This is a genomic window from Pseudomonas sp. B3G-3 (assembly GCF_028640915.1).
GTDB lineage: Bacteria > Pseudomonadota > Gammaproteobacteria > Pseudomonadales > Pseudomonadaceae > Aquipseudomonas > Aquipseudomonas chlororaphis_I.
This window is the reverse complement of the sequence record NZ_JAQZAB010000064.1, coordinates 149,273-167,564: the sequence shown is the minus strand read 5'-3', so window position 1 is coordinate 167,564 and position 18,292 is coordinate 149,273. Positions and strand designations below refer to the sequence as shown.

Sequence of the window (18,292 nt, the reverse complement as noted above, 5' to 3'; positions counted from 1 at the left end):
GCTGCCGCAGGCTCGGGCCGCGTTCGGACGATCGCGACCGCAGGGCACGCAAGACCGAAAGACCGCTGAAGGCCTGCGGCCTTATCGCAGCCTGCGGCAGCGGCTACAAAAGCCAGCGTCCTGCCTCATTCAAGCGGGCAAAAGCTCGCGCCGGTTCAGGCCGGCTTGCGGGCAATGATGACCTGGCTCTTGGCGACCACGGCGTCCAGCGCGTGCTTGATCTGTACGCCACGCGGCGAGTTGAGGATGGTCTGCCAGGTGTTCGCCCACTGGTCGAGCAACGGGTGATCAGGGTTGCTGAACTCGACCTTGGCTTCCCAGAACAGCAGCATCCACATCGACCAGTAGAAGCCGTACTGGCTATGGCTGAGCACCTCCAGCCCGGCGTCGCCGACCATCTGCTTGAACTGTTCTTCGCTGATGATGCGGATATGGTTGGGCTTCTGGAAATACTCCGGCGCGGCGATGTCCTTTTGCAGGTCCTCGGAGCTCGGGTGCGGCACGCTCAACAGGTACAGCGCGCCTGGCTGGCCGACCCGCACCAGTTCGGAGAGAAACTGCGCCGGGTCGTCCACATGCTCGATGACCTCGGTGGACACCACACGGCTGGCGGAGCCATCGGCGATCGGCAACGGATTGCAGTCGGTGACATGGCATTCGACGCCGCGGGCCGGCGTATCGCTCAGGCGCTGGCGCGTCGCCTCGACCTTGGCCGCATCGATGTCGGCAATGATGATCTTCGCCCCGCGCATCGCGCAGTAATGCACGTTACCGCCATCACCACAGCCGACATCCAGCAGGGTGTCCTCGGCCGTCACCGGAAAGCCGGTGAACAACTCGCCGTTTTCCTGGTTGAACCAGCCGCTGAGCATGGCGTCCTGCAGGCCCAGCATGTACGGATCGACCTTGGCCGGCGGCGGGGTCTCGGGCGTCACGGCCGCAGGAGCGCTCGCCGTGAGTTTTTTCAGAAGGCTCAGCATGAAGTGACTCCAGTGGAAGGAACGGGAGAGCGGGCTGCCCCCAGGCGCTGCACCAGCTCGGCGCCCCGATTGCGCAGGGGCAACTCGATGACACGGTAGTTGAGTTCGCTCAGCAACAGCAGCAGGCCCGCGGCGCAGGCCATTGCCAGCAGCGGCTGCTCGTTCAGCCCGGTCGTGCCCAGGGGCGCCAGGCGGAACCAGGCTTCGCGGACCAGCAGAAACACCGGGACATGGATCAGGTAGATCCCGTAGGAACGGCTGCCGACCCAGGCCAACAGGCTTTTCAGCAGGCCGCGGGGCAACAGGTAGTCACGGTTGTAGGAAGCGATCCATACCAACAGCGCGCAGAGCACCGCCAGGGCGCCAACCCGGTAACGGGTGACATTAAAACCATCGGTCGCCAACCAGCCCAGGCCCAGGCACGACAGGATCAACAGCAGCGGGCCGAGCCCCGGATACCGTCCCAGCCACTTTGGCTCCCAGTGCCGGTAGCTGCCGCGGGCCGTCCACAGCGCCAGCAATACGCCGAGGGCCATGGCGTCGGTCCGGATGACCATCAGCAGCGCCGAGCGCAGGGTCAGGATCTGCACCAGTACCAGCGCCAGCAACGCCCAGGCCAGGTACTTGCGGCATAACAGCACCAGCAGCGGCAGCAACAGGTAGAACTGCTCCTCCAGCGACAGGCTCCAGTAGACGAAACTGGCGCCGTACTCATAGTGGAAAAAGCTGTCGGCGAACCGCAAATTGGCGAACTGCAACAGGCCGGCAACCGTGGCCCACAGGTTGGCGTGCAGGCTGCCGAAGGCCCCCGAACGATTGAGAAACAGGGTCGCCAGCAACATCAGTAGCAACCACAACCAGGCCGAGGGCAACAGGCGGAAGGCGCGGCGAATCCAGAAGTCGCGGGTCCGTTGCCAGAACTGCGCGGCGCTGGTGCAGGCGCGCAGTTGCGGGACCAGGCTGCGGGCGATGACAAAGCCGGAGATGGCGAAGAACAGGTCCACACCCCACCAGAACTGGCCGTAGGCCGCGACGCTGCCCAGCCAGGCGAGCCCGTCGCGAAACAGACTGCCTTGCAGATGATGGAACACCACACCCAGCACCGCGATGCCCCGCAGCAGCTCGATGTCCATGATCCGCTTGTCGTTCAAGACGGCTCAGCCACTGCGCCAGACAGCGGCTTGCGGGCGATGATGACCTGGCTTTTCGGCATGAAGCCATCCAGCACCTGCTTGATCGCCAGCCCGTCGGGTTGCGCCAGCAGTTCTTCCCAGGTCCGTGCCCAGCCTTCCATCAGCGCCGGGTACGGCGCCTGGATCCGGTCGCGCACGGCGCCCGGCGGCTCGCGGCCGGCAGCCCGTTCGCTGGCCCAGAAGAAGATCATGCCCATGACCCAGAAAAAGCCCGTGGCCTGCCGGTGTTCGATGACCAGCCCGGCGGCCTCGATCATCTGGCCAAAGCCTTCGCGGGAAAAGATCTGCACATGGTTCGGCGCGCGGTAATAGCCGGGCGGCGCGATGCCCTTCTGCAGATGCTCGCCCACCGGGTCCGGAACGCTGATCAGGTATTGCGCGCCGGGGCGGCCCATGCGCACCAGCTCGGCGAGAAACGGCGCGGGTTGTTCGATGTGTTCCAGCACTTCCATACACACCACTTTGCTGGCGCAGCCCTGGGCCAGCGGCAATGGCAGGCTGTTGCTGACCAGCCCCAGGGCGGCTACGTCCGATTGCTCGGCGACTTGCCGGGCCAGCTCGCGCACCTTGTCGAACTCGCTGTCGGTAAAAATCACCGAAGCGCCCTGGCGCATGGCGAACAGCGTCGCCACGCCCTCGCCACAGCCGACATCGAGCAGGGTGTCTTCAGCGCTGATGGCAAAGCCCTTGAGCAGCTCGCCGGTTTCAGAACGGAACCAGCCGTCGAGCAGGGCGTCGCGCAAGCCGCAATCGCGGGGAGAAACCGCCACCTTGGGCGCTTCGGCCAGCAGCGGCGCAGGCAACGGCGCGCCCCTGCGCAAACGTCGCAGAAACGCCCGCATCACGTGGGAAGCCCGGGGGTGGCAGGTGCCTTGCGCCGCTCCAGCACCTGCTGGAAGAACTCACCCAGGCGCTGTTCGGCCATGGCCTGGCTACAGAAACGCCGCAGGCTTTCGATCGCATGGGTCGACATCCGTGCATAACGATCCGGGTCCTGCAGGGCGACATCGTAGCTGGCGCGGTAGGCCCAGCACAGCGAATCCCAGTTGGTGATATAGCGCAGGGTCCGATAGGCGGCCCGCGGATCGTGGGGCCAGGCGGTCAGTTCGTCGGTGGAGTCGACGATGAAGGTGTTGTCGTGGTCGATGTAGTCGGCCATCGCGGTGTTGCACGGCGCCACCGCCGGCTTGCCGCAGGACATGAACTCCATCAGCGGCAGGCACTGCCCTTCGCCGAACGAGGAATTCACCACATAGCAGGTGGCCTCCACCAGCCGCTCGTAGTCCGGATCGGACAGGAAGCCGTGGATCAGCACGATGCGGCACTGGTAGGACTGGTTCTTGTAGAGGTGGTGCAGCATGTCGGCCAGCGCGTTGCCGATATCGTGGTGGGTCAGTTTCAGCACCAGGGTGGCGTCGGCACAGTCGCGAAAGGTGGTGCAGAACGCGCTGATCATGTCCTGCCAGTTCTTGCGCCCGTCGTAGGGGTTGAACACCGAGGTGTAGACCACCCCGTCGAGCAGCAGTTGGCAATCGCGGGCCTGGGTATCGAGCACCAGCGGCGTGCCTTCGCGCAGCGTGCTCGGACCGTAGGCGTTCAGGTCCAGGGTGCGGCTGTCGAGCAACAGACCATGCAGATTGAGGGTCACCCGGGACGCCCGCGCCTGCTTGCCCAGTTGCTCGCCACGGCGGGCGAAGCGATCCCAGACCGGGGCCGGGATCGCACAGATCGGATAGTCCTCGCCCATCACATCGCGCACCGCTCGCACGGTAAAGCTGGAGTGGGTGATTGCCGCGCCCGCGGTGCCCAGGACCAGCCGCCAGTCATGCCGCGGCTCGCCCTGCCAGCTTTCGGTGGGAATGGTGCTGAACTCCCAGGCGAACACCGGGATGGTCGGGCAGGCGTAATGGTTGGGCGTGCGATGGGGCGGCGAGAACGACAGGAAAATGCACGCCTCGCCGCGGCTCTGGCAGTCGAAATACAGGCGGTCCACCAACTCGTCGGGGTTGCTGACCTCCAGCACTTGGCCCAGGCGCTCCAGCACCGGCCGGAACTCCTTGAGCACGAAGTAGTAGCTGTATTCGGGGCGGCCGAGGTTCTGCTGGATGTTGCTCTTATTGGTTTCCGAATGGATGAGGATCAGCATCAGGCGTTACCCGCCACAGCCAGGGAGGACGCGCCGTCAGCCTCGGTCAGCGGGGTCAGGGCGAAGAAGTCCCGCAGGCGCCCCTGCACGCTGGCGAAGCTGCTGTATTCCTGCATGCGCCGGGCCGCGGCCAGGGACATCGACTGGTAGCCCACGGGGTTTTCCTTGGCCATGCGGTAGCTGTCCTGGTAGGCGGTTTTCAACGAGCCCCAGTCCGGGCGGTGGCGCAGGGTGCGAAACAGGATGCGCGAGTCCTGCGGCCAGATCGCCGGCTCCTGGCTGGACTTGACGACGAAGGCCACCTCTTCGTCGATGTAATCCAGCATGGCCGTATGCAGCGGCGCGATCACCGGTTTGCCACAGGCCATGAACTCCATCAGCGGCAGGCACAGGCCTTCGCAGCGCGAGGCGTTGACGTAGAAACTGGCCGCGCCGTACAACCGGGCGAATTGCTCGCCGTCCAGATAACCGTGCATGGCCACCACCCGACAGCTGAACGGAGACAGCTGCGACAGCAGGGTCAGCATTTCGACGTAATAGGTCGACAGGTCGTTCTGGGTCATCTTCAACACCAGGGTGGCGTCTTCGGTGTCACGCATCGCCCAGCAGAACGCGGTGATCAACTGATGCCAGTTCTTGCGGCCGTCGTCGGGGTTGAACACGCTGACATAGACCACGCCATCGACCTGGAACTCCACCTGCTGGTCGGTGGCCGGGAGGACGGCCTGGGGATGTTCTGGCTCGGTCGCAGGTGGCGCTGGCACAACGTGCTCCGGACCTGGCTTGGCCATCAACGCCCGCAGGCGTTCGGGGACCCGGTCACGCAACCCCTCGCGGCAGCATTCACGAATGTAGTGCTTGCTGATGAACAACGGCCGGCGCCATTCGCCGCCGGCCAGCGCCCGATACCATTCGCGCAGATAGTGCTTGGCGATGAACAGCCGGCGCCTGGCGGTCAGCGGCGGGGCTGCGACGATTTCGGCCTCGACTTCGACTGGAGCAGGAGACGGTGGCACTTCTTCCAGTACCGGCGCGATCAGGCCATCGGCGGAAAGCCCCAGCGTCCGGCTGTCGATGATGCAGCCCTTGATTTGCAAGGTAGTGCCGGCGTTGACCGGGACGTTGGGGTATTGCCCGCGGACGCCGTCGAAGCGCTCCCACAACGGGGTAGGCAGCACCAGCACCGGGAAATGCTCACCCAGCACCCGACGCACCGCCCGGGCCGTATGGCTGGACAAGGTGATCACCCGGCCATGGCGGCCAAGGGTGCGGCTCCAGTCCTGATGCGGGTCGTTATCCCAGTATTCGTGGGGGATCGAGTCGAACTCCCAGGCCACCACGCACAGGGTCGGGCAGTCCAGGTCGGCCGGGGTTTTCTGGGGTGGGGTGAACGAAAGAAACAGGCTGTCTTCGCCCTTGAGCCGCAGCTCGTGATACAGCCGATCGACCTCGGCGGGCGTCTGCACCACATGAACGCGCCCAAGGCTTTCCAGCACCGGGCGATAGGCCTTGAGCACGAAGTAATAGCTGTATTCCGGACGCCCGAGGCTCTGGCTGATGGAGCCGTCGTTCACATCCGAATAAAGAATGAAATTCATGGCATCTCACGATGAAGCCGCCATCCTGGCACCTTCACACAATGACGGTAGAGCCATGGCACCACGCCGGTGTTGTGGGCGTGCATCCATCGTTCTCATGCCCGTCTACGTTCTTGTTCTATTGGTCAGTTTTGCATGGCGCCGAGACAGCCATCCTGATCGTTTTGGGGTCGAGACGAGGGGCATTCTAAACACATCCGTTTAAGATTCGGGAACCTCCGAACAAGATTTTTCCTATGCTGAAAAACGAGAACTTACCGGTCACGGTAGGACTTATTGAAATTCCAACGCAATTGGCACAGATTGACCGCCAAACAACTACAACAAGCTTCGTCAATAGAAAGGCCCTGGGAAATAGCAGAGTTTTCGTATTTCTCACATGAATTATGTGTCCAAATATTGCCGAAGCCTCCGTCTAAAGAGGCTGCTGCTTGAAAAAGCGTCTGTTTGTAACGGGCCTGAATGGATTCGTGGGACGTCATCTACGCTCCCGCCTGGGCGCCGCCGATTCAGGCTGGGACCTGTTGCCCGCGCCGCCCTTCGACCTGACCCAACCGCAAAGCCTGCAAGACCTGTGGCCCGAGTTGCCGGATGCGGTGATTCACCTGGCTGGCCAGACCTTCGTCCCCGAAGCCTTCCGCGATCCTACCAATACATTCCAGATCAACCTGCTGGGCACGCTCAACCTGTTGCAGGCTCTCAAGATACGTGGTTTCAACGGCCGTTTTCTGTATGTCAGTTCGGGTGACGTTTATGGCCTGGTCAACGAAAGTGATCTACCTATCAACGAACGCCAGCCGCCCTGCCCGCGTAACCCTTATGCAGTGAGCAAGGATTCAGCCGAATTGCTGAGCCTGCAATGGGGCATGAGCGAAGACTGGCCAGTGATGATTGCTCGTCCCTTTAATCACATCGGCACCGGGCAGCAGAACAGCTTCGCCATCACTAGTGCTGCCCGACAGATCGCCCGTATCAAGCTCGGATTGCAAGGTCCACAAGTGTATGTAGGCGATATCGACGTCACCCGTGACTTTCTCGATGTAAGCGATGTAGTTAGCGCTTACCTGGCGTTGCTGCACAGCGGGATACCAGGCCAGATCTACAACATCTGTTCCGGCAAGGAGCAGAGCATCCGTAATCTGATAGAGCAGCTAGCCGACATCGCTCAGGTAGAAATGGAATTGGTTGAGGACCCTGCTCGCCTACGCCGATCAGAACAGCGTCGCGTCTGCGGAAGTGCCGCCAAGCTGCAACAAGCCACAGGGTGGATGCCCAAAACGCCAATAGAACAATCCTTGCGAGCGATCCTCACTGACTGGGAAACCAGAGTGCTACAAGAATGACAAAAGTCGCACCGTTCGGGGTCTATCTGACCATATTTCCGCTGGATAACAGCTACCAGGCCCATGGGTTGGTAGCGCATCGTAACCGTGGCTCGCATAGGAACAAGACAATGCTCGAAGAAAGCAGGACGGCCTGATGCTGCTCAATCTGTACCGCTCGCTGCGCAGCTACCGGGGCTTCATCCTCGGCAGCGTGCAGCGCGAGTTCCAGGCGCGTTATCGCAACTCGCTGTTCGGCGCCTTGTGGACCGTGCTCAACCCGCTGTCGATGATCGTCGTCTACACGGTGATCTTTTCCCAGGTGATGCGCGCCCGCCTGCCAGGGGTGGAGGACGGCCTGGCCTACAGCGTCTACCTCTGTGCCGGGCTGCTGACCTGGGGCCTGTTTTCCGAGCTGACCCTGCGCAGCCAGAGCATGTTCCTGGAAAACGCCAACCTGCTGAAGAAGATCAGCTTCCCGCGCATCTGCCTGCCGGTGATCGTGCTGCTCAACGCCGGCATCAACTTCGCGATCATCCTCGGCCTGTTCCTCGGCTTCCTGCTGATCACCGGGCGCCTGCCGGGCCTGGCGCTGCTGGCGCTGATCCCGCTGCTGCTGTTGCAGGTGCTGTTCTGCACCGGCCTGGGGATGATCCTCGGGGTGCTGAACGTGTTCTTTCGCGATGTAGCGCAGTTCTTCGGCATCTTCCTGCAGTTCTGGTTCTGGCTGACGCCCATCGTCTACCCCATCAGCATCCTGCCCGAGGCGATCCAGCGCCTGCTGGCGCTCAACCCGCTGACCGCGCTGATGCACAGCTACCAGAACCTGTTCCTGTACGACCAGTGGCCGCAATGGAGTTCGCTGACCCCGATGCTGGTGATCAGCCTGCTGTTCTGTGGCATGGGGCTGCGGCTTTTCCGCCAGCGCGTCGGTGAAATGGTGGATGAGCTCTGATGGGACATATACGCGTCAGCGGCCTGGGCAAGGCCTATAAGCAGTACCCGAACCGCTGGAGCCGGCTGTTCGAGTGGATGATTCCGTTTTCCAGGCCGCGCCATCACCTGCACTGGGTGCTGCAGGGCGTCGACTTCGAGATCGAGCCGGGCCAGGCCGTGGGCATAGTCGGGGTCAACGGCGCCGGCAAAAGCACCTTGCTGAAAATGATCACCGGCACCACCCAGCCGACCTGCGGCGAGATCCACCTGCGAGGCCGGGTGGCGGCGTTGCTGGAGTTGGGCATGGGCTTTCACCCGGACTTCACCGGGCGCCAGAACGCGGTCATGGCCGGCCAGCTGCTGGGCATGCAGGTCGAGGAAATCGAGGCCCTGATGGCGGAAATCGAAGCCTTCGCCGAAATTGGCGAGGCCATCGATCACCCGGTACGCACCTATTCGAGCGGCATGCAGATGCGCCTGGCGTTCAGCGTGGCCACGGCCCGGCGCCCGGACATCCTGATCGTCGACGAGGCACTGTCGGTGGGCGACGCCTACTTCCAACACAAGAGTTTCGAGCGCATTCGCAGCTTTCGCCGCGCCGGCACCACCCTGCTGATCGTTTCCCACGACCGCTCGGCGATCCAGTCGATCTGCGACACCGCGATCCTGCTCGAACAGGGCCGCGTGGCCATGCACGGCAAGCCGGAAGAGGTGATGGACTACTACAACGCCATGCTCGCCGAACGCGAAGGCCAGACGGTGCGCCAGGAAATGCTCGCCAACGGCCAGGTGCGGACCATTTCCGGCACCGGCGAAGCCGGGATCCTCAGTGTGCACCTGCGTGACGAGCGCGAGCGCTCGATCGAAATGGCCGAAGTCGGCCAGCCGGTGGTGCTGGAAGTACAGGTCGAGGTACGCCAGGACATCGAACGGCTGGTACTGGGTTTCATGATCAAGGACCGTCTCGGCCAGCCCATGTATGGCATCAACACCCATCGCCTGGACCAGGCCCTGACCGACTTGAGTGCCGGCGAGAAAGTCACCTTCCGCTTTGCCTTCACCATGGGCCTGGGCAAGGGTAACTACTCGGTGGCCCTGAGCCTGTCGCGGCTGGATTCGCATCTGGATCGCAACTTCGAATGGCGCGACTACGGCCTGGTCTTCCACGTCATCAACAACCGCCAGGAAGACTTCGTCGGCTGTTCCTGGCTGCAGGCGCGGACCAGTATCCTCCGGACACCTCTGGAATCTCTGGAGCCAGCTCAATCGATCACTCAACGAGTGGAACCATGACCAGACTGTTGATTGAATGCACTTATGTGTTCGAACACCCCGAGGCCAACTCAGGCATCCAACGCGTAGTGCGTAACGTCGTTCGCGAACTGCCCGAGAACACCGCCTCAGTGGAATGCATTCCGGTGGTCATGCTTAAGGGCAGGCTCTACCGGGTAGTAAGCCTGAAACCTCTGAAAACAGAGCGCTGGAATCTGATAGACCTACGAGTACGTCTGGAACAGATCGCCAACGTCTTCTGGTTACGTCACCGTGCACTGGAGCGACGCAAACCCTTTGCCAATTCACACTTCGCTCGCCGATTACTTTATGTAGCGTGTCGCCTGACGGCCTTCGCTTTTATCAGTATTCCTCTCCAGTTGTGCAACCGCTTTCTGAACGAGCAGGAAATCCCCCAGCGCTGCGTACCGCTGCAACATCAACCGGGCGATCAACTGGTGTTGCTGGACTCATCCTGGCATGCCGACTTCTTTCCCCTGGCCGAACAACTCAAGCGCGATGGCGTGGGTATCGTCTCGGTGATTTACGACCTGATCCCCCTGACCCACCCGCAGTTCTGCGACGCCGGGCTGGTCCGGGTGTTCAACCATTGGTTCGACTGGATAGCGCGCACCGCCGACGGCTACATCGCCATTTCCGCGACCATCCGCGACCAGGTCCGCGAAGAGATGCTCCGCCGGGTCGGGCGCCAACAGGTGGCACAGCGCTGGTTCGACTATTTCCACCTGGGTTCGGAACTGGACCAGTGCAGTGAAAACGCTCGGATCAACCCGGACCTGGCCCAGCTGTTCAAGGGCCAGGCAGCGGTCTTCCTGATGGTCAGCACCATCGAACCCCGCAAGAACCACGGGTTCCTGCTCGACGCCTTCGAGCGCGTCTGGGCCAGCGGTTCCCAGGCTCGCCTGTGCATCGCCGGGCGCATCGGCTGGAAGTGCGAGGCGCTGATCGAGCGGATTCGCCGGCACCCGGAGTTGAACCGGCGCCTGTTCATGTTCAACTCCCTGGACGACAACAGCCTGGAGTACGCCTATTCCAAGGCGACGGCGCTGGTGTTCCCCTCCTATGTCGAAGGGTTCGGCCTGCCTCTGGTGGAGGCCATGCAGCGCGGCTTGCCCGCCATGGGCAGCGACATCCCGGTATTTCGCGAGATCGGCGGCGAGTTCATGGCCTATTTCGACCTGAACAATCCGCAGAGCCTGGCCGACCTGGTCATCCAGCAGGAAACCAGCGGCGTGTTTCCCGCGGCCCGCCATGTCGATGACTGGCGCTGGCTGGGTTGGCGAGAAGCCAGTACCCAACTGGTCGAACGCATTGTGTTCCACAGGAACCACGCCCCCACGGTCATGGAGACGCACGATGCGGATAGCCCTTAACGCGCGCATTCTCCAGTCGCCCCGCACCGGTATCGGTCATTACGTAGCGGAACTGGCCTCGGCCCTGGCCACCGAACAGGGGCTGGAATTGTCGCTGTTCCACGGCTGGGGCTGGAGCCCCGAGCTGCCGGCGGCGGCCATGCCGGGTTATTCCCAAGTGGCCCCTTGGCTGCGACAGATCCCCGGGGCCTACCAGGCCCGGCGCTGGCTGGAACAACGACGTTTCGACCAGGGGCAGCCTGCAGCGATCGATCTCTACCATGAGCCCAGCCTGTGGCCGCTGGAGTTCGAAGGCCCGACCGTGATGACCCTGCATGACCTGACTCACCTGCATTACCCCTCAACCCAGCCGCCGGCCCGCTTGAAGGAAATCGAGCGGCGTCTTGGCGCAGGCGTGGAACAGGCGCGGCTGATCCTGACGGACTCGCAGTTCATCGCCGATGAAGCCCAGGATTACTTCGGCCTGCCGCGCGATCGCTTTGTCGTGGCGCCACTGGGCGTCGCCCCGCGCTTCCATCCACGTGAGCATGCCGAGCTGGAACACAGCCTCGCAGTCCATGGCCTGCAGCCTCAAGGCTACTTCCTGTGCGTCGGCACGCTGGAACCACGCAAGAACCTGTCCCAGGCCCTGCAGGCCCACGAACAGCTGCCGCCAGCGCTGCGCCAACGTTATCCGTTGCTGATCGTCGGCATGGCGGGTTGGGAGCAAGGACAATTCAGCGACACCCTGCAAAAGGCCCTGGCCAGCGGCCATGTACGACTGCTGGGCTACCTGCCGGACGAACAGGTGGCGCAGTTGGTGGCCGGAGCCAGGGCGCTGATCTTTCCATCGCTGTATGAAGGCTTCGGTCTTCCGGTCCTGGAAGCCATGGCCAGTGGCACGCCGGTGGTAGTGACGCGGCGTTCGGCCATGCCGGAAGTCGCGGGTATGGCCGGCAATTATGTCGAGCCTGGCGATGTGCATGGCTTGAACAGCACTATGCTTCGCTTGATCGACGATGAGCCCCATTGGCAGGCATGCCGCGAAGCGGGTTTGCAACAAGCCGGGCGGTTTTCCTGGAAATACTGTGCGCAGATCACCGCTCGTGCTTATCGTCAGGCCATGGGAGGCTGAAAAGGGTGCCTTACTTTTTTCAAAACCATTTGCCTGACTCGATCGATGGTATCGAACAGGCTGCGCAAATGGGCCTCAAGGCCGAAGCCCGTTACCGGCAGCTGTTCACCGCCGACGAGATGGGTCGCAGGTGGAGCGAGCTGTACCAGGAGCTGCTGGAGGAAAAAGCCCTGTCCTATGCCTGATGTTGGTCTGTAGGAGCGAGCGGGCGGCGATCCGACTTGCCCGCGATGGACTTGAGAGCGCCGCGTTTACCCAGTCAACACGCGTCATCGTTAACGACCATCGCGGGCAAGCCTCGCTCCTACAGGTTTGTGCTCTGGTGCCAGCGCAGGGCCAGCGCCGCGGGCCGGCGCACCAGTTGTTCGACCTCGAAGCGCCACAGGCGCTCGGCGCCCGGGAAGGTTGCGATCTGCGGGTCGTCGAGCACGACTTCAGTGCGCCCGCTGAGCTGCAGCAGATCGCCACGGCTGAAGTCGATGAACAGCAGGCCGGCGCGGGGGTTGAGCAGCAGGTTGCCCAGGGTGTTGAAGTGCAGGTTGCCGGCGAAATCCGGAATGCTCAGGCGGTTGCCCTCGACCCGCACGAAACCGGCCGGGCCGCCGCGGTGGGAAACATCGACCCAGAGCCGTCCCTCGACCTCCACGTAACTGGCGACAAAAAACGTATCGGCGCTCCGGATCATCGCCCTCGCCTCTTCATCCAGCACGTTCAGGCGCTGTACCGGCCGGTGCGCGGCCAGCGGCACCGACTCGAACTGACGCAGCTGGATGTAGCGCGGGCAGTTGCCGAAGGACTGCTCGACCCCCAGGGCAAAACCGCTGTGGTCCAGCTCGACGATCCGCCCGTTGAGGCGGTTGCGCCGCCGGGTGTGCAGCTCGATGCCCAGCAGGCCGATGGCCGCGCCCGGCGTCAGCTGGGCGGGGTCTTCGGCGGCTGGCAGGCTGTCGAGCCTTAGCCGCCCAGGGGTTGGCGAGTGGGCGAAACCGACAGCCCCTTCGAGCACGCTGGCCCAGGGGTTGCCCTGGTTATCCACAGCCCCGAGCAGCATGAACGGCAGCTGTTGATAAAACTGCCGGTGCTGGTCGGGCATCTCGCTGCGGATGACCTTGCGCCCGACGACTTCCATGCGCTCGGCCACGCCGGCCTGGGCTTGCAGGCGGGTTTCGCCTGCGTGCCAGGGGGATTCGGTATTCATCATGAGTCTCCCCTGCGTCGATGACGCAGCAGTCAGCGGGCCCGGGAGGTGCCGGGCCGCCAGATTCAGGCGCTTTGCAGGCCCACCGCGGTGCGCGGCATGCCGACGAAGCCGGGCAAGGCTTCGATGCGCGCCAGCCAGGCGCGGACCTGTGGATAATCCGCCAGCGACACATTGCCCTCGGGGGCGTGGGCGATGTAGCTGTAGCCGGCGATATCGGCGATGGTCGGTTCGCTGCCCGCCAGGTAAGGGCTGGCCGTCAGTTCCTGCTCGACCACCTTGAGCAACGCATGGGAGCGGTCGATGGCCTCCTCGGCGTTGCGCTGCGCGCCGAATACGGTGATCAGCCGCGCCACCGCCGGGCCGAAGGCAATCGGTCCCGCCGCCACCGACAACCAGCGCTGGACCCGTGCCGCGCCAACCGGATCGCTGGGCAACCAACGGCCCTGGCCGTACTTCTGCGCCAGATACACCAGGATCGCGTTGGAGTCGGCCAGCACCACGCCCTGGTCGTCGATCACCGGCACCTGGCCAAAAGAGTTCAGCGCCAGGAAGGCCGCCTGCTTGTGCTCGCCTTTCGCCAGATCGACGAAGATGAGCTCAAAAGGCAACCCCAGCAGCGACAACATCAGTTCGACGCGATGGGCATGACCGGAACGGGGGAAGTTGTAGAGCTTGATGGCGTGCATGGCAGACTCCGCTGGGCAGGGGTGCGGCTCACAAGAGCGGCACTGACGGACGCCATCTTCTCTCTCAGGTCAAAACAACAGAATCACCAGAAAACACAATCCATCATTTCAGCCAGCGTAATGATCCACGCTACGACTGCAACGCCGGATGTTCGCGCAGCGCCTGCACCGTGAAGTCGACGAAACTGCGCACCCGCGCCGGGGCCTTGCGCCCGCCCTGATACACCACATGGATCGGCAGCGGCGCCAATTCGAACTCAGCCAAAACAATCTCCAGCTCACCAGCCGCCACCTTGCCCGCGACCTGGTACGACAGCACCCGGGTCAGGCCCAGCCCCAGGCACGCGGCACTGATCGCCGCCTGGTTGGCGGTAACCACCAGCCGCGGCTCCGGACGAACGCTCAAGGGGGTTCCGCCCTCGTTGAACAGCCAGCTCCTGGACTGGCCGATGGACGACGGCGCAATCAGCGGCGCCTGGCGCAACTCCTGCGGATGGCGCGGCCGCCCATGCCGGGCCAGGAAAGCCGGGGACGCGCAGATGACCCGCCGCACCTCGCCGACGCGCATGGCGTGCTGGCCGCTGTCGGGCAACTCGCCGATGCGCACCGCGACGTCCATGCCTTCCTCGACCATGCTCACCACCCGATCGACCAGCAGGGCATTGATGCTGACCTCGGGAAAGCGTTCCAGGTAATCCACCATCAGCGGGGTCACGAACAACTCGCCGAACAGCACCGGCGCGGTGATCGTCAGTTGGCCGCGCGGGAGGGCATGGATGCCGGCGGCCGAGGCCTCGGCGTCCTGCAACTCGGCGAGGATGCGCCGGCTGTCTTCCAGGTAACGCTGGCCGGCTTCCGTCAGCAGCACATTGCGCGTGGTGCGGGTCAGCAATTGGGTGCCGATACGCTGCTCCAGCGCCGCCACCGCCCGGGTCACGCTGGGCGCGGACAGCCCCAGGCGCCGGGCCGCGGCAGCGAAGCCCTGCTCCTGGGCGACGCTGATGAACACCTGCATTTCCTGGAATCGGTCCATGGCGGTCCTCGCAGTACGGCGCCCTGCCCCGGCACCGTCCCGCATGGACCGCCCGGGCTCAGGCAGGGACCTGGAGTCGCTGCCACAAGGCCTCATCGTTGAAGTCCCGGATGATACTCCGCGCACCCGCCTCGCGAAGCTGAGTTTCCTCGAGCCCCGACAGCATGCCGAAGGTGTGGATGCCCGCCGCCGCCGCGGAGCGCACACCGGCCAGCGAGTCCTCGAAGGCCAGCGCCTGATCGGCGCTCACCTCCAGCAGTTGCAGGGCGGTCAGGTAAGGCAGCGGGTCGGGCTTGCCGCGCGCCAGCTCACCGCCGATCACCAGCGCATCGAAACGCTCGGCAATCCCCAGGCCCTGGAGCATGGCTTCGGCGTTTTCCCGGGGTGCGTTGGTCACCACCGCCATGGGGATGCCGGCCGCCTGGGCATAATCCAGGGTGCGCAATACGCCAGGCACCGGCGTGGTCTCGCGCAGTTGGGCGCGGAACATGGCCTCCTTCTGCGCCGCCAGCTCCGGGTACTGCGCTGCCGGAGCATTGGGAAACAGGCCGGAGAAAATCATGTCGTCGGGAAAGCCCATCACATGGGCCTTGTAGTAATCCAGGCTCATGGACTTGCCCCAGCGCGCCAGCAACTGGTTGTAGGCGTTGAGGTGCAGGTCATCGGTGTCGATGAGGGTGCCGTCGAGATCGAACAGCAGGGCAGAAAGCTTCAAGGGCGTGCTCCGGGAAAATGCAGACCGCGCGCGATCGGCAGCATGAGAAAGGGATAAACGATCAACAGGCTGAAAGCCGCTTCGACACCGATCCGCGCGGACAGCAAGCCGAGCAGGAACGGCGCCAGCAACAGCGCCACGCCCACCGCCTGGGAGGCCTGGGCGCTGATGGCCGAACTGGCCCGGGGCGCGACACGCATCGCCGAACCGAGGATCAACGGGAAGAAATTGCCCAGGCAGGCACCCAGGACAAAGATCAACAAGGCAGTGAGCAGTTGGGTCTGGCTGAAGTACAGCAGCACCAGGGTGGCGATGGCCCCGAGCATCACGCCGACCAGCAGCGGCAACGGGCTGATGCGGCTCAACGCATAACGGCTGGCCAGGCGCCCGCACACCGTGCCGGCAAAATACAGGCTCATCAGCGTGGCCGCGGCCGAGGCGCTGACCTGGACGTGCACGGCCAGGTATTCCGCGCCCCAGAAACCGACGCCCCATTCCGCGGAGATCCCCAGCAGCACCAAGGCCCACAGGCTCAGCTGAACCCGCCGGGTCATGAGGCTCTGCCCGCTCTCGCTGGCTTGATGGGCGGCGGCGAGTATCGCCGGGGCGTTCCAGGTACTCAGCGAGAGCACGGTCACCAGCAGCGCGATGGCGGCGATGCTGCCCGGCACCAGGCGCCAGGACAGCCCCAGGCCGGTCATGCTCCCCACCAGCAAGGCGCCGCCGAGCACGCACAGCCCGGCGACTATGTGCGCCTCCACCAGCCTCGGCGCGGCCTGCTCGCGATAACGCTCGCCCAGGGCCGCCTGCCCCACCGCCAGCACAAACCCACCCGACAGGCCCATCGCCCCGGCGGCGAGCAAGGTCAGCGACCAGTGCCCGGCCAGCGCGAACAGGCTGCTGGCGATCACCACCGAGAGGCAGGCGATGGTGCTCATGCTCGTCGACCGCGCCCGTCGCTCCAGCCAGCGATAGGGCCAGCCGACCAGCGCCAGGCCGGCGGCATAGGCGGCGAAATGCAGGCCGGCCCAACCGAGGTCGAGCGCCAGGGTTTCGCGCAGGAACGGCATGATCGGCCCGAGCAACCCTTGCTGGGCGCCGAACAACCCGAACAGCAGGTAAACGAACCACGGGCGCGCTTCACGGACCTGCTCCTGGCGGCCGAGCGCCTGACTGGAATCCCGCGCGGCTTCAGCCATGAGCCGTCTCCCGGGAGAACAGCGCCTGCCATTGCCGGCAGCGCGCGGCCTTGTCCCGACTGGCCTGCACGGCCGGCAGCGGTTGCAGCGCTCCGGTCGGATGGGCCTGGCCCGGCACCACCTTGCCATAACGCTGGCTGATCGCCGCCGCGGCAGGCGTGAGCATCCACTGCAACGCCTGCTGCGCATGGGCGGCGTTGGGCGAGCCGGCCCGACAGGCGAACACCTCGTCCTCATAACAGCGCGCATCTTCCGGCACGCACCAGCGCAGGTGCGGGTGCTGTTCGGCGGCGCGAGTGGCCGCGGTCGACACCGTTACCCCCAGCCAGGCCTGCCCCTGCACGACCGCCTCGATCGGCGCCGTGGAGGAACCGCTGATCGAAGGGGCTTGCCTGGCCACCTGGGCCAGCAGCGCCCAGGCCTGCTCGCCGTAATGTTCGAGCAGCGCGCCAAGGTGCAGGTAGCCGGCGCCGGAGCGCCCGGGGTCGGGCAAGGCCAGCCGCCCGGACCACTCGGGAGCGGTCAGGTTCTGCCAACGGGTCGGCACCGCCAGGCCCTCGCGGGCGAGGACCTTGGGGTCATAACAGAAGGCCGGGACGAAACCCGATGCCGCGAACCAGCGGCGATCCGTGGCCACCGCCGCCTCCGGCAGGCCGGCGAATTCGATGTCCGTCAGTGGCATCAATTGCCAGGCCAGGGCGGGGTCGAGCAAGGCGGTGGCCGCCGTGCCCAGCAACAGGTCCCAGGCCCCGGCGCTGCCGCTGTGCAGGCGTTCGATCAGCTCCGAGGTGGAGCAACGGGTCAGGCGCACCGGCATGCCGATGTGCTGGCTGATGCCGGCGATGAATTCGGCCAGCTCGGCATGCTCCATCGAGCTGATGGCGTTGAGCTCAGTCATCGGCGGCCTCCAGCAAACGGTGCAGCTTGGCGTACTGCAGCAGCATGATGGTCTTGCCGTCGCAGATCTCGCCGCTGTCGATCATGGCCAGGGCACGGTCGATCGGCAGCTCCAGCACTTCGATCTCTTCGCCCTCGTGTTCCAGGCCACCGCCCTCGCTCTGCTTGTCTTCGTCGAAATATTCGCCGACGAAAAAGTGCAGGCGCTCGGTGACCGACCCCGGGCTCATGAAGGCCTCGAACACCTTGCGCACCTCACGGATGCGGTAGCCGGTTTCCTCCTCCGTCTCCTTGTGGATGCAGGTACGGGCATCGTCCTTGTCCAGCAGCCCGGCGCAGGTTTCGATCAGCATGCCGTCGTGTTCGTTGACGAAGGCCGGGAAGCGAAACTGCCGGGTCAGCACCACCGTCTGCTTGGCCCGGCTGTACAGCAGGATGGTGGCGCCATTGCCGCGGTCGTAGGTTTCCCGGTCCAGGGTGCGCCAGACGCCGTCGCGGCCCTGGAAGTCGTAGGTGGTCTTGCGCAACACGTACCAGTTGTCCGAAAGCACTTCGACCTGATGGATCCGCACACGGTCCTTGGTGGGGATGGCCTGGTTCATCGAT

General features: G+C 64.2%; 17 protein-coding genes and 1 pseudogene. 6 read left to right on the top strand and 12 right to left on the bottom strand.

Annotation, left to right across the window (positions count from 1 at the left end; all coding sequences use genetic code 11):
- Window positions 1–155: 155 nt before the first annotated feature.
- The 5 genes from PVZ80_RS04705 to PVZ80_RS04685 are packed head-to-tail and all read right to left on the bottom strand — an operon-like array spanning window position 156 to window position 5,917.
- Window positions 156–980, bottom strand: coding sequence for a class I SAM-dependent methyltransferase (locus PVZ80_RS04705; RefSeq protein WP_273863472.1), 825 nt, complete (start codon window positions 978–980; stop codon window positions 156–158).
- Complete coding sequence (locus PVZ80_RS04700; protein ID WP_016703972.1) at window positions 974–2,131, bottom strand: acyltransferase family protein; 1,158 nt, start codon at window positions 2,129–2,131, stop codon at window positions 974–976. The genes PVZ80_RS04705 and PVZ80_RS04700 overlap by 7 nt, the downstream gene beginning before the upstream one ends.
- Window positions 2,128–3,015 carry a class I SAM-dependent methyltransferase gene (locus PVZ80_RS04695; protein ID WP_016703971.1) on the bottom strand — a complete coding sequence of 296 codons (888 nt, stop codon included), beginning with the start codon at window positions 3,013–3,015 and terminating at the stop codon, window positions 2,128–2,130. Before PVZ80_RS04695 ends, PVZ80_RS04700 begins: the two co-directional genes overlap by 4 nt.
- The gene (locus tag PVZ80_RS04690; protein ID WP_273863471.1) at window positions 3,015–4,319 is read right to left on the bottom strand and encodes a glycosyltransferase; all 1,305 of its coding nucleotides are present in this window, start codon (window positions 4,317–4,319) and stop codon (window positions 3,015–3,017) included. The genes PVZ80_RS04695 and PVZ80_RS04690 overlap by 1 nt, the downstream gene beginning before the upstream one ends.
- The gene (locus PVZ80_RS04685; protein ID WP_273863470.1) at window positions 4,319–5,917 is read right to left on the bottom strand and encodes a glycosyltransferase; all 1,599 of its coding nucleotides are present in this window, start codon (window positions 5,915–5,917) and stop codon (window positions 4,319–4,321) included. The genes PVZ80_RS04690 and PVZ80_RS04685 overlap by 1 nt, the downstream gene beginning before the upstream one ends.
- Window positions 5,918–6,348: 431 nt before the next feature.
- Between PVZ80_RS04685 and PVZ80_RS04680 the strand changes: the two genes are divergently transcribed.
- From PVZ80_RS04680 to PVZ80_RS04655, 6 genes and pseudogenes are all read left to right on the top strand, one after another.
- Complete coding sequence (locus PVZ80_RS04680; protein ID WP_273863469.1) at window positions 6,349–7,260, top strand: GDP-mannose 4,6-dehydratase; 912 nt, start codon at window positions 6,349–6,351, stop codon at window positions 7,258–7,260.
- 136 nt (window positions 7,261–7,396) lie between these two features.
- Window positions 7,397–8,194, top strand: a complete 798-nt coding sequence (locus PVZ80_RS04675; RefSeq protein WP_016703967.1) for an ABC transporter permease — start codon at window positions 7,397–7,399, stop codon at window positions 8,192–8,194.
- A complete protein-coding gene (locus PVZ80_RS04670) occupies window positions 8,194–9,468 on the top strand; it encodes an ABC transporter ATP-binding protein (protein WP_198919556.1) in 1,275 nt (424 codons plus the stop codon). The genes PVZ80_RS04675 and PVZ80_RS04670 overlap by 1 nt, the downstream gene beginning before the upstream one ends.
- A complete protein-coding gene (locus PVZ80_RS04665; protein WP_273863468.1) occupies window positions 9,465–10,841 on the top strand; it encodes a glycosyltransferase family 4 protein in 1,377 nt (458 codons plus the stop codon). The genes PVZ80_RS04670 and PVZ80_RS04665 overlap by 4 nt, the downstream gene beginning before the upstream one ends.
- Window positions 10,825–11,955 carry a glycosyltransferase family 4 protein gene (locus tag PVZ80_RS04660; RefSeq protein WP_273863467.1) on the top strand — a complete coding sequence of 377 codons (1,131 nt, stop codon included), beginning with the start codon at window positions 10,825–10,827 and terminating at the stop codon, window positions 11,953–11,955. Before PVZ80_RS04665 ends, PVZ80_RS04660 begins: the two co-directional genes overlap by 17 nt.
- Window positions 11,956–12,008: 53 nt before the next feature.
- A pseudogene (locus PVZ80_RS04655) lies at window positions 12,009–12,140 on the top strand (glycosyl transferase family 1); the annotation flags it as partial.
- Window positions 12,141–12,259: 119 nt separating this feature from the next.
- On the opposite strand, the gene PVZ80_RS04650 reads toward PVZ80_RS04655, so the two are convergent.
- The 7 genes from PVZ80_RS04650 to nudK all read right to left on the bottom strand — a co-directional run bounded on the left by PVZ80_RS04650 (window position 12,260) and on the right by nudK (window position 18,288).
- Window positions 12,260–13,153 carry a pyridoxamine 5'-phosphate oxidase family protein gene (locus tag PVZ80_RS04650; protein WP_028683600.1) on the bottom strand — a complete coding sequence of 298 codons (894 nt, stop codon included), beginning with the start codon at window positions 13,151–13,153 and terminating at the stop codon, window positions 12,260–12,262.
- Between the two features lie 65 nt (window positions 13,154–13,218).
- On the bottom strand, window positions 13,219–13,842 hold the full coding sequence (locus PVZ80_RS04645) for a glutathione S-transferase family protein (protein WP_016703962.1): 624 nt from the start codon (window positions 13,840–13,842) through the stop codon (window positions 13,219–13,221).
- A 130-nt stretch (window positions 13,843–13,972) separates the two neighbouring features.
- Window positions 13,973–14,875, bottom strand: a complete 903-nt coding sequence (locus tag PVZ80_RS04640; protein ID WP_038635714.1) for a LysR family transcriptional regulator — start codon at window positions 14,873–14,875, stop codon at window positions 13,973–13,975.
- A 58-nt stretch (window positions 14,876–14,933) separates the two neighbouring features.
- Window positions 14,934–15,590 carry an HAD family hydrolase gene (locus PVZ80_RS04635; RefSeq protein ID WP_009051682.1) on the bottom strand — a complete coding sequence of 219 codons (657 nt, stop codon included), beginning with the start codon at window positions 15,588–15,590 and terminating at the stop codon, window positions 14,934–14,936.
- Window positions 15,587–16,789, bottom strand: coding sequence for an MFS transporter (locus PVZ80_RS04630; RefSeq protein ID WP_053267931.1), 1,203 nt, complete (start codon window positions 16,787–16,789; stop codon window positions 15,587–15,589). The genes PVZ80_RS04635 and PVZ80_RS04630 overlap by 4 nt, the downstream gene beginning before the upstream one ends.
- Entirely contained in the window at window positions 16,782–17,687 is a 906-nt protein-coding gene (locus PVZ80_RS04625) for an ABC transporter substrate-binding protein (protein WP_028683597.1), read from the bottom strand. The genes PVZ80_RS04630 and PVZ80_RS04625 overlap by 8 nt, the downstream gene beginning before the upstream one ends.
- Entirely contained in the window at window positions 17,680–18,288 is a 609-nt protein-coding gene (nudK, locus tag PVZ80_RS04620; RefSeq protein ID WP_009051685.1) for a GDP-mannose pyrophosphatase NudK, read from the bottom strand. Before nudK ends, PVZ80_RS04625 begins: the two co-directional genes overlap by 8 nt.
- Between the last annotated feature and the right edge of the window lie 4 nt (window positions 18,289–18,292).

What these genes read in the sequence shown, in the direction of transcription:
- PVZ80_RS04630 (WP_053267931.1), bottom strand. Translation starts at nt 16,789, where the DNA reads ATGGCTGAAGCCGCGCGGGATTCCAGTCAGGCGCTCGGCCGCCAGGAG.
- PVZ80_RS04675 (WP_016703967.1), top strand. Translation starts at nt 7,397, where the DNA reads ATGCTGCTCAATCTGTACCGCTCGCTGCGCAGCTACCGGGGCTTCATC.
- PVZ80_RS04685 (WP_273863470.1), bottom strand. Translation starts at nt 5,917, where the DNA reads ATGAATTTCATTCTTTATTCGGATGTGAACGACGGCTCCATCAGCCAG.
- nudK (WP_009051685.1), bottom strand. Translation starts at nt 18,288, where the DNA reads ATGAACCAGGCCATCCCCACCAAGGACCGTGTGCGGATCCATCAGGTC.
- PVZ80_RS04650 (WP_028683600.1), bottom strand. Translation starts at nt 13,153, where the DNA reads ATGAATACCGAATCCCCCTGGCACGCAGGCGAAACCCGCCTGCAAGCC.
- PVZ80_RS04670 (WP_198919556.1), top strand. Translation starts at nt 8,194, where the DNA reads ATGGGACATATACGCGTCAGCGGCCTGGGCAAGGCCTATAAGCAGTAC.
- PVZ80_RS04690 (WP_273863471.1), bottom strand. Translation starts at nt 4,319, where the DNA reads ATGCTGATCCTCATCCATTCGGAAACCAATAAGAGCAACATCCAGCAG.
- PVZ80_RS04625 (WP_028683597.1), bottom strand. Translation starts at nt 17,687, where the DNA reads ATGACTGAGCTCAACGCCATCAGCTCGATGGAGCATGCCGAGCTGGCC.
- PVZ80_RS04640 (WP_038635714.1), bottom strand. Translation starts at nt 14,875, where the DNA reads ATGGACCGATTCCAGGAAATGCAGGTGTTCATCAGCGTCGCCCAGGAG.
- PVZ80_RS04660 (WP_273863467.1), top strand. Translation starts at nt 10,825, where the DNA reads ATGCGGATAGCCCTTAACGCGCGCATTCTCCAGTCGCCCCGCACCGGT.
- PVZ80_RS04645 (WP_016703962.1), bottom strand. Translation starts at nt 13,842, where the DNA reads ATGCACGCCATCAAGCTCTACAACTTCCCCCGTTCCGGTCATGCCCAT.
- PVZ80_RS04665 (WP_273863468.1), top strand. Translation starts at nt 9,465, where the DNA reads ATGACCAGACTGTTGATTGAATGCACTTATGTGTTCGAACACCCCGAG.
- PVZ80_RS04695 (WP_016703971.1), bottom strand. Translation starts at nt 3,015, where the DNA reads ATGCGGGCGTTTCTGCGACGTTTGCGCAGGGGCGCGCCGTTGCCTGCG.
- PVZ80_RS04705 (WP_273863472.1), bottom strand. Translation starts at nt 980, where the DNA reads ATGCTGAGCCTTCTGAAAAAACTCACGGCGAGCGCTCCTGCGGCCGTG.